8 protein-coding genes are annotated in these 14,243 nt (G+C 46.0%); 3 read left to right on the top strand and 5 right to left on the bottom strand.

All coding sequences use genetic code 11. From position 1 onward, the window contains the following. Positions 1–2 precede the first annotated feature (2 nt). Genes tldD through LZT22_RS10290 form a run of 3 tightly spaced genes read right to left on the bottom strand, consistent with a single transcriptional unit; the run spans position 3 to position 6,466 of the window. Positions 3–1,472, bottom strand: a complete 1,470-nt coding sequence (gene tldD / locus LZT22_RS10300) for a metalloprotease TldD (RefSeq protein ID WP_233925124.1) — start codon at positions 1,470–1,472, stop codon at positions 3–5. A gap of 21 nt (positions 1,473–1,493) precedes the next feature. Further along, the gene (locus LZT22_RS10295) at positions 1,494–2,327 is read right to left on the bottom strand and encodes a carbon-nitrogen hydrolase family protein (protein WP_233925123.1); all 834 of its coding nucleotides are present in this window, start codon (positions 2,325–2,327) and stop codon (positions 1,494–1,496) included. Between the two features lie 20 nt (positions 2,328–2,347). After that, positions 2,348–6,466: a YhdP family protein gene (locus tag LZT22_RS10290; RefSeq protein WP_233925122.1), complete on the bottom strand. Its 4,119-nt coding sequence runs from the start codon at positions 6,464–6,466 to the stop codon at positions 2,348–2,350. A 70-nt stretch (positions 6,467–6,536) separates the two neighbouring features. Between LZT22_RS10290 and glnE the strand changes: the two genes are divergently transcribed. Further along, complete coding sequence (glnE, locus tag LZT22_RS10285; protein WP_233925121.1) at positions 6,537–9,398, top strand: bifunctional [glutamate--ammonia ligase]-adenylyl-L-tyrosine phosphorylase/[glutamate--ammonia-ligase] adenylyltransferase; 2,862 nt, start codon at positions 6,537–6,539, stop codon at positions 9,396–9,398. Here glnE and recN read toward each other — a convergent pair. Together recN and LZT22_RS10275 are read right to left on the bottom strand one after the other, a co-directional pair. After that, the gene (gene recN, locus LZT22_RS10280) at positions 9,358–11,040 is read right to left on the bottom strand and encodes a DNA repair protein RecN (RefSeq protein ID WP_233925120.1); all 1,683 of its coding nucleotides are present in this window, start codon (positions 11,038–11,040) and stop codon (positions 9,358–9,360) included. The two genes, glnE and recN, sit on opposite strands and share 41 nt — an antisense overlap. Positions 11,041–11,063: 23 nt before the next feature. After that, positions 11,064–11,969 (bottom strand): NAD kinase, encoded by a 906-nt coding sequence (locus LZT22_RS10275; RefSeq protein WP_233925119.1) that lies wholly within the window; start codon positions 11,967–11,969, stop codon positions 11,064–11,066. Between the two features lie 37 nt (positions 11,970–12,006). Between LZT22_RS10275 and hrcA the strand changes: the two genes are divergently transcribed. Both hrcA and hemH read left to right on the top strand, forming a co-directional pair. Continuing rightward, entirely contained in the window at positions 12,007–13,026 is a 1,020-nt protein-coding gene (gene hrcA / locus LZT22_RS10270; RefSeq protein ID WP_233925118.1) for a heat-inducible transcriptional repressor HrcA, read from the top strand. Between the two features lie 60 nt (positions 13,027–13,086). Then, on the top strand, positions 13,087–14,193 hold the full coding sequence (hemH, locus tag LZT22_RS10265; RefSeq protein WP_233925116.1) for a ferrochelatase: 1,107 nt from the start codon (positions 13,087–13,089) through the stop codon (positions 14,191–14,193). The last annotated feature ends 50 nt before the right edge of the window (positions 14,194–14,243 follow it).

Below are 14,243 nucleotides of genomic sequence, written 5' to 3'. Positions count from 1 at the left end.
CATCAGGCCGTTCCGCCAACCGTCATGCCATCAATCCGTAAAGTAGGCTGGCCAACGCCAACTGGCACGCTTTGACCCTCCTTACCGCAAACACCTACACCGCTATCGAGTTTTAAATCATTGCCGATCATGCTAACTTGTTTCAGTGACTCTGGGCCATTGCCAATAATGGTGGCGCCTTTCACGGGATATTGAATTTTGCCGTTTTCAACCCAATACGCTTCTGAGGCTGAGAAGACAAATTTACCGCTGGTGATGTCAACTTGACCGCCCCCGAAATTGACAGCGTACAAACCCCGCTTAATGCTACCAATAATTTCTTGTGGATCTGCAGTGCCGGCCAGCATATAGGTATTAGTCATGCGTGGCATCGGTAGCGAAGCAAAGCTTTCGCGACGACCATTGCCCGTAGTAGGCATTTTCATTAAGCGTGCATTTAAGCTATCTTGAATATAGCCGCGCAAAATACCGTTTTCAATTAAGGTAGTGCATTGAGTCGGCGTACCTTCATCATCCATGGTCAGTGAACCTCTGCGGCCAGCAAGCGTGCCATCATCAACCACTGTGACACCTTTTGCGGCAACGTGTTCGCCGATGCGCCCAGCAAAAGCAGACGACCCTTTCCGATTGAAGTCACCCTCAAGACCATGTCCTACCGCTTCATGCAAGAGCACGCCAGGCCAACCAGGCCCCATTACAACAGTCATAGTGCCAGCAGCAACGGGACGAGATTCTAAATTAATTAAGGCGCTATCTACCGCATCATTGACCCATTGAGTAATTAAAGTGGTATTAAAGTAGTCATAGCCATGGCGCGCGCCGCCGCCAGCAGAGCCCGACTCACGGCGCCCATTTTGTTCGGCTATAACATGAATTGAAACGCGTACCAAAGGCCGCACATCGGCCGCTAATAAGCCATTCGCACGGGCGACTAAGATCACATCAAATTCGCCAGCTAAGCTAGCCATGACTTGAATAATGCGCGGATCTCGGGCTTTAGCTTGGCGTTCAATACTTTCTAGCAAGGCAATTTTTTCTTGGGGCTGTAATGAATCTAGGGGGTTGAGATTGGCATACAGTGCAGGTAAGGCGGCATGTCCGTAAGTTTTCGCTAGCGCAAGGGTGCCTCCTTGCGGGCCGATGACGCGCGTCGCTTTAGCTGATTTCGTTAAAGCGGCTAAATTAATTTCATCTGAATAGGCAAAGGCGGTTTTATCGCCATGAATTGCCCGTACCCCTACGCCTTGATCAATACTAAAGCTACCCGACTTAACGATACCCTCCTCAAGACTCCAGCTTTCGTTATGGGTTCGTTGAAAATATAAATCAGCGTCATCTAATTGATGACTAAACAGCACCCCAAACGTCTGTTGTAAATCGGCTTCGGTTAACCCACTAGGTTCTAACAAAATCGATTTAGCAATATGAAGTAGTTCTGTAGCAACTACGGGTTGTGAGACTGGCTTATTCAAAATAGAGGCAACTTTCTAAAATTACAGCTTGCGATGTAAAAGGGCGGGAAGCTTAGAGCGTACTGCGTTTAATTTATCTTTGCTGAGGGTACCCAAAATAAATCCCTCGCCAGCAACTAGACATTGTTCAATCTCGCCCCATGGATCAACCAGCATCGAGTTTCCCCAAGTGCGGCGGCGATTTAGATGGGTGCCACCTTGGGCAGAGGCCAGCACATAGCATTGGTTTTCAATCGCCCGCGCGCGTAACAAAATTTCCCAATGGTCTTTGCCAGTGGTGTAAGTGAAGGCGGCGGGCACGAGATGACAATCGACTTCACCAAGCGCGCGATACAACTCTGGAAAGCGTAAGTCATAACAAATACTTAAGCCCATTTTCCATAACACACCATCGAGGTTAATTTGTAGAAGTGCCGGTGAAACACCCGCAACAAGGGTATTGGCTTCATCATAATGCTCGTCAGCAGTTTGAAAACTAAATAAATGGATTTTGTCGTAACGTGCAATCATTTTTCCTGCTGGGTCGAAAACTAAAGTCGTATTATTTACTTTAGCTGCTTGATTGGTCTCTAAGGGTATCGTTCCTGCCACCAAATAAATCTGCTGTTCTTTTGCTAATTGGGCAAGTTGATCTTGCATAAAGCCGACCCCTAGTTTTTCACGTACCCTAATTTTGTCTATATCTTTTAAGCCCATCAAGCAAAAATATTCTGGCAATAAAACTAATTGCGCACCAGCTTGAGCGGCCTGCTGGATGAGGCGGCTAGCTGTTTGTAAGTTTTCCTTGACGTCGGGAGTAGAGACCATTTGCACTGCGGCAAGACGAAACTGCTGAGGATCGATTGGGGCGTTCATGATGAGTTCTATCTGGGTTTTTATTGTGCAGAAGTGCTAACGCGCGGTAATGGTGCTGCTGCTGGCTCTTGCTGTTCGCGCAGTAGATTGCGTTTTCGAATCGAGTCCATTACGCTTGGGTCAAGGGGTTGACCTTGTTGATTTAGCGGAATGATCTCTGGAGTTTTCCAAGAGCCTTGAATCAAATAGTCGGATTGCATGGCTTTGTTAATTTGATTGGTTAACAGATATTGTCCTACTAAGGCGCCTAAACCAGCGATAGGATTAATTGCAAATAGTGCTAAAGCGCCAGACGTGGCATCAAGAGTGGGGAAAATGGTCACGCGTAAATCTTGGGTTTGATTGGGGATGCTGATTAAACCTGACATCAATAAACGCGCTTGATTTAATTCCATATTAAATTGATTTGTACGCGCAACTCCATTACGAATGTTAAACGTACTCGTAATTTGGTTAAAGGCAGTGCCTTTGCTAGTCATGTTGCGAGCCATACTGACTTCATTAAAGCTGGCAAATTTTAATAAGCTTTGTAAACTCAATACATTTAGTAATTGCACTGCGCCAGTATCTACTTCCAATAAACGTCCATTGCTCAAATCAAGATCAAGTTGGCCAGCAATGGAGCTCCATTCAGGTTGGAAGGGTGAGCCTTGCCAGTCGAGTTTAGCTGTCAGCTTCCCCATACCACCTTCAATTTGATCGGGGTTACCCCAACGCGAAATAATCACGCCTAAATTGCTTATGTCTGCCTCAACATCAAGCGAGGTGTGCTCATTACCCTCTTGGGGAGCATCAAACCACTGGCCAGTAATGTTGACTTTAGCATCGGCATTACTGACCTTCAAAGAGTCGATTTGAAAGCGATCACCTTGGTTGCTGGCTTTTAGTGTTGTGACACCAAGCTGACCTTTTGCCCAAGTAAAATCATTAATAGTAAGGTCAATATCGGGCATTAAACGGATTTTTTTCTGGTTTGAAACAGTTGCTAGCGTTGTATCGGCAGCCTTCATTTCAGCATTCAAGGGAGGGGTAAGCAAATTCGCTGGGGGTATATGCAGATAGGTTAATTTGCCGCTCACCCGATTGGGTTTTGCTGCTGCCGAATTCAGTTGTAGATCAACTTGACCAGCAAGCGCGGGCGAATTAATTCTGGTTATCAAGCTATTATTTTTGCCGCTAGCATTAATGTAAAGATCAGGCCAAGTGCGATTCAAGAAAATAAAATTCTTAATTTGAGCATTAATTTGACCAATGGAGAGATCTGCTAGACCAATTGCCTTTGAATTATTTGTTTCTTTAAGGGCGGTACTATTGAAAAATATTTGCCAGCTATCAGCATTGAGTTCGGCCAATTGCAAGCTTAGCGTTGTGTCGCTGGTGGGTTTTGGCGCTACTACACCCACGCCAAAACTTTGGCGTGATGCTTCACCCTCGGTGAGGTTGCCTTGCGCTGAAATCAAATCCCCAATGCGGCCAGACCAATCAACGGTATGGGGCTTTGTTTTCGAGCCGGGCGAACTGTGTACGTTAATTTCTGCTTGCATAGCCGTGCCAATTGCTTTTTTAAATGGTGCTGGCACATCAAAACCGAGATTCTGTAAATCAAAAATGAGATTAAAGTCGGCTGCCAATGTGCTGGCGGCAATCGTGCCTTTGTAATTCAATTTCCCACTTAACGCTGTGAGAAAGGGATTGGCGGCACGGTTAGGGGAAGCAAAATACGATTTGATCGCTCCACTATTAGCATTACCATTCAGCGTAAATAGTTTTTTATTGGCTTTATCAAAGGTACTGGTGATTTGCAGGGTTCCTCCCAGTAATTCTGCATACACATCTTCAAACTCCGCCTTTTCATCGCGTAAACGTAGGGTGCCACGAATATTTTCAAGCGGTGGAAAATCACCCCATTGAGAGCGATTTTTACTGAGGACTAGCTCACCATTAATGATGGGCTCTTGACTTGAAGCAAACGGAATTTGTAAATCGAGGTTTAGTAATGCTGGTCCAGATACTTTAAGATTTTTACTTAACTGCTCATGCTGCATTAAAACGGGGGTTGGTTGAAGATATTCAAACATTTGCGCAAGGTCGCCTTGTGCCTTACCGTTAATTTGTAAGATCGGTTGCGCTGCACTCATATTGGCAATGCTGGCGGTAAATTGTTGCAAATTCACCTCCTTGTATTTTGCTTGATCAATAGCAATATCAAGCTTAGTTTGCTGAATTGCAACTAAACCATTGACCGCACTAAAGCTTGGCCAGCTACCTTGATTAGTCGGTAACAGCGGATCGGGGATAAGGCTGGCGTTGACAACTGGTAGCTTTACTGAAAACTCACCCGCTTGAGGTTTGGCAAACGGGATTTCAGTTGGATTACCTTTAATATGAATCACCCCATTTTTGACTTCACCGCTACCAAATGCTTTGGCAAGAAAGGCCGTAGTCTCAAGATTCATTGCCAGCGGTAAATAACGATGAATTTGCGGCATTGCGGCGCGCGCAAAATTCATATCTAAAGTCAGGATATCTTTCGCTTGAGAGCCTTTCAAAATATAGTTGGCAGCAAAAGTAGTCGCCAAATCTTTATTTTCTAACTGCATTTTCTTGCCGCTAATTTCCCAGTCATCTTTAGTTTTTTTCCACTCTATTAAGCCACTTGCTTGATCAAACTGTAGTTGGGGGTCGCTTAAAAATTCCTTAATTTGTAGGGCTAAGTGTTGTGAATCGAGCGTGAGGGAGCCGGCTTTTTCTGTGCTTAGTAAAGTACCACTTAAATGCGCAATGGATGGTAGGGCTTTAAAGGGTGTAGTAAAACTGCAGTCGACTAACTTAACACTGAGGTCTAAGTTAAGCTGCGCCTCACCAAGCCAAGCTGATGGTAAGGGTAAAGACGATTTACTTTCAGCCCAACTGAGGTCAATATTTTGCAACTCACCGCTGGCATGCGCATTGGCAATCAACTGGTTTATTTTTTTGGGCAACGGTAAATTTTTGGCAAACCGGGTGAGATCTTCTAAGCGAATAGAGGGGGCGGAGAAACCAAATTCTTTCAATTCAGAGCCCTTTTCAGGTGCACGCCATTTAAAAGTCATGGGCCCAATTTTTTGGAGAGTAGCATTGGCAGCGCTATGTAAATCTCGCCAAGCTAGATTTTTGGTATTGACCAAAATCATTTGGCCAAGACTGCTTTGAATTAGATTTACTTCAAGCCGACCAAAGCCTAACCCATCTTTTTCTTTTGACCTTTGTATTTGAATTTGTTCGCCGCTCAGCTGGATGGTACTGCGTTCTGGCATGCCGTTATCGAGCACCAATTTGCCACTCGAATTCAGTAAACCAGCAAGCGAATACAACGGTAATTTAAAGTCTTGCGAGAGTTGGGTTAAATTTAAACCGCTTAATTCCCAGGAAAATTGACCATTCCAATTGCGCCAGTTACCCGCTTCGCGCGCAAGTCGATGCGAAAAGTCAGCTTGAAGCTGAAGTGGCTTTTGATGCCAAGGACTTTGAATGCTTAATTGGCCTTGATGACTGCGAATCCCATTCGTCAGTTCTAAGTGATCGAGTTGAACGGGAATCGGACTTGAATTGCGGGCAAGATCTTGCCAGTTAATTTGGACATGATTAACAATCAATTGATCTTGTTCAAGCAACCAATTGCTACCTGAATAATCGTTAGGACTGGTTTTTAAATCAATCCCAGCTATTGTCAAGTTGCCATTAAGCTCGCGGCGCATCTGGATCTGCGCATCATCAAATTCAAGACGATGAAAGTAAGGTTTTAGATGATATAAAGAGAGCCAACTTAACTCGCCGTCGATACGTTTAATTTCGAGCAGGGGTGAAGTTAGCTGTGCTTTTTTATTGGGGGCATTCACAAAACGCAAGCCCTGAATTTGAAATGACGGTCTTATGCCAGTCCAAGCTACTGCGAGCTGATCGATTTCGACCTGAACACCTAAGCGCGCACCAATGAGGCGTTCAATCGTTGGCTTAGATGTCTCTAATTGTGGCCAGAGCCAAAAGCGAATCGTTAAATGTCCTAGAATGAGGAGGACACAGAGGGTTGCCATGAGAATCAATAAACGCCGCCACCAGCGTTTGAGTTTGACGTTTTGGGGTACAAATTTACTGAACATGTACCCTATTATCCGTCAGCCTTGCGTGCTTTTGCTGATCCCCTAAAAGGGCACAGATTAAGATGGAGTCATGAGCTTATTTCAGTCCCAGGTTAGTTGGTTGCGGCGCCATTCGATTTTTTCTGATCGCTGGCTTATTGCTCACCCAGATTGGCTAGACTGGCTTGCGCATTGGGGTTCGCTGCCCTTAGATCAGGCTGGGGTAAGGACGCTCTTGTTAGGGGCAATTGAGGCCGCAAGTAATACGCATGACACGGAAGCCAATTTCATGGCGCAAATTCGCTTAGCCAGGCAACGATTTATGATTTGGCTTGCATTTCGAGACCTCAATCAGCTCGCTAGCTTAGCCGAGGTTACTGCCGCCCTGAGCTACTTTGCAGAGCAAGCTATTGGTTTAGCTGTATTACGCGCACGTCTTGATTTGCAGGATCGTTTTGGCTTGCCGTGGAGCCCCACCTTACATTGTGAATTGCCGCTCATCGTTGTTGGGATGGGAAAATTGGGCGGTGGTGAACTCAACGTCTCCTCCGATATTGACTTAATTTTTTTATACGAACAAGATGGCCATACTCAGGGTGGTACGAAGGTCTTGTCCAATCATGAGTGGTTTGAGCGAGCTGGCAAGCGAGTGATTAAATTACTCGCTGAGCAAAATGCCAATGGATTTGTTTTTAGAGTCGACATGCGTTTACGGCCCAATGGTGACTCAGGGCCGTTGGTCTGTAGTCTCGATATGCTTGAAGAATATTTATCTGTTCAAGGAAGAGAATGGGAGCGCTATGCGTGGATAAAAGGACGCTTAGTCTACCCAGCGCCTGCGGCGATCGACTCGGTACGCTGCAATAAGGCATTAACGCAAATTGTGCGCCCATTTATATATCGGCGTCACTTAGATTATGGCGTTATTGCTGCCATTCGTGATTTGCACGTCCAAATACAGCGCGAAGCTGAGCGCCGAAGCTTAAGTCGACTTGGCAAACCCAGTCGCGCGCAAGATATTAAATTAGGGCGAGGTGGAATTCGCGAAATCGAATTTGTGGCGCAAATGTTTCAATTAATGCGCGGCGGCACCGATCCACGGTTTCAAATTCGTCCCACTTTAGACGTTCTGGGCTTAATCGCTCAGCAAAACCTATTGCCGCAAATAGAAATTGATGAACTGGTCTGCGCTTATCAATTTTTAAGGCGTTTAGAACATCGCTTACAAATTTGGGAAGATCAACAAACGCATCTTTTACCTGAAGATGAGATTGCACGGCTTCGCTTTGCAGAAAGTATGGCAGGCGCAGATAGACCTATCGATGAACCAAGTTTGGGAACTGCATTTCTAGCGCAACTTGACCAACAACAAAATAACGTGGCGCGGATTTTTGAAAAAGCTTTCGCGCTGGATAAAAATACTCGTCTTGATATCGATTCAGCTTCCCCTGCTTGGCAGCCTGATGCACAATCTTTTCCGCAGGCCTTAGAGCGCTGGCAATTGTGGTTAGCTAGCGGTAAACAAAAAGCCTTACCGGCAGCCAGCCGCCTCATTCTCGTCAATGTCTTAAAAAAAGTCGTTGATTTATTAGCTGCCGAGTTGCTCCCTTCAAGTGAGGCCGATCAAGTACTCATTCGTTTTTGTGACTTATTAGAGGCCATTGCGAGACGCGGCGCTTATTTATCGATTTTGGCCGAGTATCCACAAGCCTTAATTAATATTTTGGCCTTGTTAAAAGCCTCTCAATGGGGTGCGACATACCTAACCCGCCATCCACACTTACTAGATAATTTACTCGATTCAAGTGCTGAAGAAAAATTAGTACATGAACCCGCAGTGTATTGGCAGGAGGTTAAGTCGCATCTCGATCTGCGGCTAGACGATGCCTTGCAAGATGCCGCAACGGATGAACAGGCAATGAATGTATTGCGGGTATGCCATCAAACGGAAACCTTTTTAATTTTACTGGCAGATTTAGGGATTGGCACCCAAGCGCCATTGGGCGTAGAAAAAATAAGTGATCGCTTATCAGCACTTGCCGACATGATGTTGCAAGTGAGTTATGAGCGGGTGTGGATTGGTGTTGCGAAAAAATTTATCTTACCAAATCAACCCCTGCCCCCATTTGCTGTTATTGCGTATGGCAAATTAGGCGGCAAAGAGCTTGGTTATGCTTCTGACTTAGATTTAGTATTTATTTATGCGGCCGAGGAGGATGATTTAAGGGCCCAAGAAATTTATACGCTGTTGGCCAAGCGCATGATTAATTGGTTAACTGCATTTACTTCAGCGGGCACTTTATTTGAGATTGATACCCGCTTAAGGCCTAATGGATCAGCCGGATTTTTAGTCACTAGCTTGGCAGCGTTTAAGCAATATCAATTGCGTGAAGGTAAAAATGTCGCTTGGGTCTGGGAGCATCAGGCCCTAACGCGAGCCCGTTTTGCGGCAGGACAAATTCAACTTGCCACTGAATTTGAGCAGATTCGTGCTGCTGTGTTAGGGCACCTGCGTGACCCAGAGATATTGCGTCAAGAAATATTATCCATGCGCATGAAGGTACATGAGGGCCACCCCAATGCTACAAATCAATTTGACTTAAAGCACGATAAAGGGGGCATGGTAGATATCGAGTTCATCGTGCAATATTTAGTTTTAGCTTTTGCCTACTTTCACCCGCAATTAATTGCGAATTTAGGAAATATTGCCTTACTTAGTAGCGCTGCCGATTGTCAATTGATAGATCGTTCTGCCGCGACTGCAGTTGGCAATGCCTATCGCTTGTTTAGGGCTAAACAACATCGCTTGCGTTTAGATGGGGTTGATAAATCGCGACTTGATTTACAGCAGCACCCAGAGTTTGCATCAGCACGCCTGCAAGTTATAGCCCTATGGAAGTCCATCTTAGAGCCTAATGCTGCTCTAGAAGTTCGCGCGCATGACGCCGAGTAGTTTCGGTAAGTGTGGTGCCACCCAGCATGCGGGCTATTTCTTCAACCCGTTCAGCGCGGTTTAATAAGCTGACATGAGAGAGGGTCTTTTCTTCCTCCCCGGCTTTACTAATGGCTTTACTGACTTTTAAGTGTTGATTAGCTTGTGCGGCGACTTGTGGCAAGTGGGTTACACATAAAATTTGATGCGATTCCCCGAGTTGACGCAACAAACGACCCACGGTTTCTGCTACTGCCCCACCAATACCAGCATCGACTTCATCAAAAATTAAAGTTGGCGTAAAAGCGGCTTGGCTAGTAATTACACTAATGGCGAGGCTAATTCGCGCTAATTCTCCACCTGAAGCCACTTTTGCTAGGGGTCGGGGTGTCGCCCCTGGATGTGCCGCAACTAAAAATTCAATTTGCTCTAAGCCGCCCGCACTGCCTTCGGCTAGGGGCAGCAAGCTAATTTGTAATTGTCCACCAGCCATTGATAAACCTTGCATCGCTGCCGTAACCTGATTACTTAATTGTTTTGCCATGCTGCTACGTTGTTGCGATAGTTGTTGGGCTAATTGCATAAAATTCGCCTCTGCAGAGGCTACTTGTTTTTTTAATAGATCAATATTTTGTGCAGCAGTTAAGGTTGCCAAACTATCTTCAATATCGAGTAATAGTTGCGGCAACTGCTCGGCAGGCACTTTAAATTTGCGCGCAGCACTATGCAAGGCTTGCATGCGAGCCTCTGTTTCTCCAAGTCGTTCTGGATCAAGTTCAATTTTTTGCAGATAGCGTGTTAAGCCATGAATCGCTTCATCTACCTGAATTTGTGCACCCTCAAGCGTGACGCTAACTTCTACTAGATTACTATCGTGGGTACTCAGGGTTTGAATCTCACTACTAGACTTCGAGAGTACGGTGGCCACTGAATTTTCAACTTCACTCAAGTTATCAATTACCGCTTGACAGCCACTAATAATTTTTGCCGCATTCGCTAACCGTGCATGATCGCTTTGAACCGTCAACCACTCGCCTTCTTGGGGCGAGAGCACTTGAAGTTCCTCTAGTTGCCATTCCAAGCGCTCACGCTCACGTTGTCTATCTTGCCCTGCATTTTCAGCTTGCGTAAGCCTGCGGCGACTCTCGTTCCAGAGGCGAAATTGTTCGGCAACGTTTTTAGCTAAGGTCGTTAGGCCAGCGTGGTGATCGAGTAAATCACGTTGCGCGCCACCTTTTAGAAGTAGTTGATGGGCGTGTTGACCATGAATATCGACGAGTAAATCGCCAGCTTCACGTAATTGGTTTAAGGTTGCCACACTGCCATTAATAAAGGCGCGACTACGTCCATTCGTTTCAATACTACGTTTTAAAAGCAGGCTCTCACCCCCATCTTCGATGGGAAAACCTTGCTCATCAAGCCAATTTTGGAGGCTTTGTTGCAGTGGTGCTGCAAGTCTAAAAAAGGCACTAATCTCTGCCCGCTTACAGCCCTCGCGTATTTGACTGCTATCGGCGCGCTCCCCTAAAACTAAACTTAAGGCATCGAGCAAAATCGATTTACCAGCCCCAGTCTCGCCAGTTAAAACCGTAAAACCAGTGGCAAAATCCAATTCAAGTTGGTCGACGATGACAAAGTCATGCAGCGTGAGTGTTTGCAACATCTGTTATTCGCTTACTACTAAAATCAAAAGGTCGAAGGATATTCATTCCAATGCAGTTTTTCCCGCAAGGTTTGATAATCGCTATGGCCGAGTGGATGGAGTAGGGTGATGGATTTATTGGATAGGCGTACTTCGATACGATCACCAATTTGTAAATTGGTGAGTGATTGCATATCAAAGTTCACAATCACATCGCCACCGCCTGCTACTTCAATGCTGACTATGGCATCTTGTGGCAAAACTATGGGCCGATTAGAAAGCGCATGTGGGGCAATGGGCACTAAGACAATGCCAGGCACTTTAGGATGCAGAATTGGTCCGCCTGCTGATAAGGCATAGGCGGTTGAGCCAGTAGGTGTCGAAATTATTAAGCCATCAGAGCGTTGGTTGTACATAAATGAGTCATTGACAGCCACCGCGAGCTCTAACATACCCGAGGTGCCAGAGCGATTAACTACCACATCATTTAAAGCTAGCGCTCGATTGATTGTTTGAGAGCCACGCTTGACGACGGCATCTAATAAAGTCCGGGTATCGGCCTCATATTCGCCGCGAATAATTTGCGGTAGTACCGTAGCAATATCTTGAATGGGAATATCGGTCATATAACCTAAACGACCCATATTAATTCCGACTAAAGGAACTTGGCTTCCAGCAAGTTGTCTACCAATGCCGAGCATGGTTCCGTCGCCACCCAATACCACTGTCAAATCAATTGTGCTTGTAAAGTTCTTGAGGACTTGGGTGGGGTATTGCTGCAACTCAATATGTTGGGCAGTATCTGCTTCAACAAAAACCGTACAACCCAGCTTGGCAAGTAAGATAGCTAGCTCTTGCAGTCGCTCTCCAATGCCCTCGGCTTGGTATTTACCAACCAAGGCAATGCGGCGAAAGCGAATTTCAGCTGATTTTGAAGATGGGCTTAACATATAACGATTAAACCATAGGCATAAAATCACTTCCAACATGGATGATCGGTCTCGCGCACTTCTCAAAACCCTAATCGAGCGGTACATCGAGGAGGGGCAGCCCATTGGGTCGCGAACCCTGTCACGCTTCTCAGGCCTCGATTTATCGGCCGCCACGATTCGTAATGTGATGGCCGATTTAGAGGAGTTGGGTTTGGTCACGAGCCCCCATACTTCTGCTGGGCGGGTGCCAACCCCCCGTGGCTATAGGCTATTTGTCGATACGATGGTTACGGTTCGGCCCCTTGAGGAGCTCGCATCAAGGGCAATTGAGAAGGGATTACCCCCAAACTCACCCCAACAGGTAATAACTTCGGCTGCCGAAATGCTCTCTAATTTGACCCATTTTGCGGGTGTAGTAATGACACCAAAGCGAGCCCAGATATTCAAGCAAATTGAGTTTTTGCGATTGGGAGAGCGAAAAATACTGTTAATTATGGTTACCCCCGAAGGCGATGTGCAAAACCGCATTTTGCCTACCACCCAAGATTACACCCCGAGCCAACTGATTGAGGCAGGCAATTACATTAATGCTCAATTTGCTGGAAAAAGCTTTTCAGAGGTTCGTAAGCGCTTATTGCTGGAGTTAGATAAGTTACGCACCGACATCTCAGGCTTAATGGTTTTAGCTTTAAATACTGGGGTTTCTGAGTCAGCCTTTACCCAAAATGATGTAGTCGTTTCGGGCGAGCGACGTTTACTCAATGTGGGTGACTTAAGCTCGAATTTAGATAAATTACGTAAAATGTTCGATATGCTGGAGCAGAAGTCAGTACTCATGCAGTTGTTGGATGTTTCGAGTCACGCTGATGGAATTCAGATTTTTATTGGCGGGGAAAGCGATTTACTTCCCTATGAAGATTTGGCCATTATTAGTGCACCGTATAGCGTTGATGGGCAAATTGTCGGCACTTTGGGCGTCATTGGCCCAACCCGCATGGCTTATGATCGGGTCATTCCGATCGTTGATATTACTTCCAAGTTATTGTCCGGGGCTTTAAGCAACCCACTGACTTGAGAATTCTGAGTTAAGCTTGCCCCTTGAATCTAACTTAGCCCATTCATCCGAAGCTTATTTGTGAATCTACCATCCCATTTGCGTGCGACGCAAACTGCGATTCTGTTACTGAATCTAGGCACACCTGAAGCACCAACGCGGCAGGCAGTAGGTCGATATTTACGGGAATTTTTATCCGACCCAAGGGTCGTAGAAATTCCTAAATTCGTCTGGTGGCTTTTATTAAATCTGATTATTTTGCCAATTCGCAGTGGCACCTCAGCCAAAAAATATGCCTCGATTTGGCTTGGTGAGCTCGGCTCACCTTTACTCCACTATTCCCGTTTGCAAGCCCAATCTTTGCAAGCAAAATTCACGCAGCAGAACCAGCCGATCGTCGTTGAATTAGCAATGCGTTATGGCAAGCCTTCAATGGCCGAGGTAGTAGAAAAAATGCAGGCACTGGGCACAATTGAACGACTTTTAGTGCTGCCTTTATATCCCCAGTACTCTGCCACGACCTCAGCTTCAAGCTTTGATGAAATGTTGCGGTTGATGAGCCATTGGCGCAATCAGCCTGAGCTACGCGTGGTCAAGCATTTCCACGATAACCCTGCCTATATCGATGCCTTACGCCATCGCATTGCGCTTTTTTGGCAACAACACGGGCGCCCAAATTTTGCCGCTGGCGAGCGATTGGTGATGTCTTTTCATGGACTGCCAAAACGCAATTTGCTGATGGGTGATCCCTACCATTGCGAATGCTTAAAAACAGGACGTTTATTGGGCGAGGCTTTAGATCTTGAGCCGGGGCAGTATTTGGTGACTTTTCAATCCCGCTTTGGTAAAGCCGAATGGCTAAAGCCCTATACCGCCTTAACCCTTGAGGCGTTGGGTAAAAGTCGTTGTCCTCGAGTCGATATTGTTTGTCCTGGTTTTCCCTCCGACTGCTTGGAAACCCTAGAAGAAATTGCCATGGAGGGTAAGATTTTGTTTGAAGAGGCTGGCGGCGATAATTACAACTATATCGCTTGCTTAAATGATAGCCCTCAGTGGATTGAGGCTTTAATGGCGATTGCCCAGGTTCATTTAAGTGGCTGGCCGGTACTACCAGAAACTCCAGCTGAGTTATGTTTACGCGAAGAACGAGCCACGGCAGCAATGGCTCGTCTGGCAAGCGATAATTGAGTTGCGCTACTTGAAAAAGTGGATCTTATCCCCAACTAACTGTCTTACCC

Source organism: Polynucleobacter sp. IMCC 29146 (assembly GCF_021395195.1).
In the GTDB taxonomy this organism is placed as follows: Bacteria; Pseudomonadota; Gammaproteobacteria; order Burkholderiales; family Burkholderiaceae; genus Polynucleobacter.
This window is presented reverse-complemented; position numbering and strand designations above follow the sequence as displayed.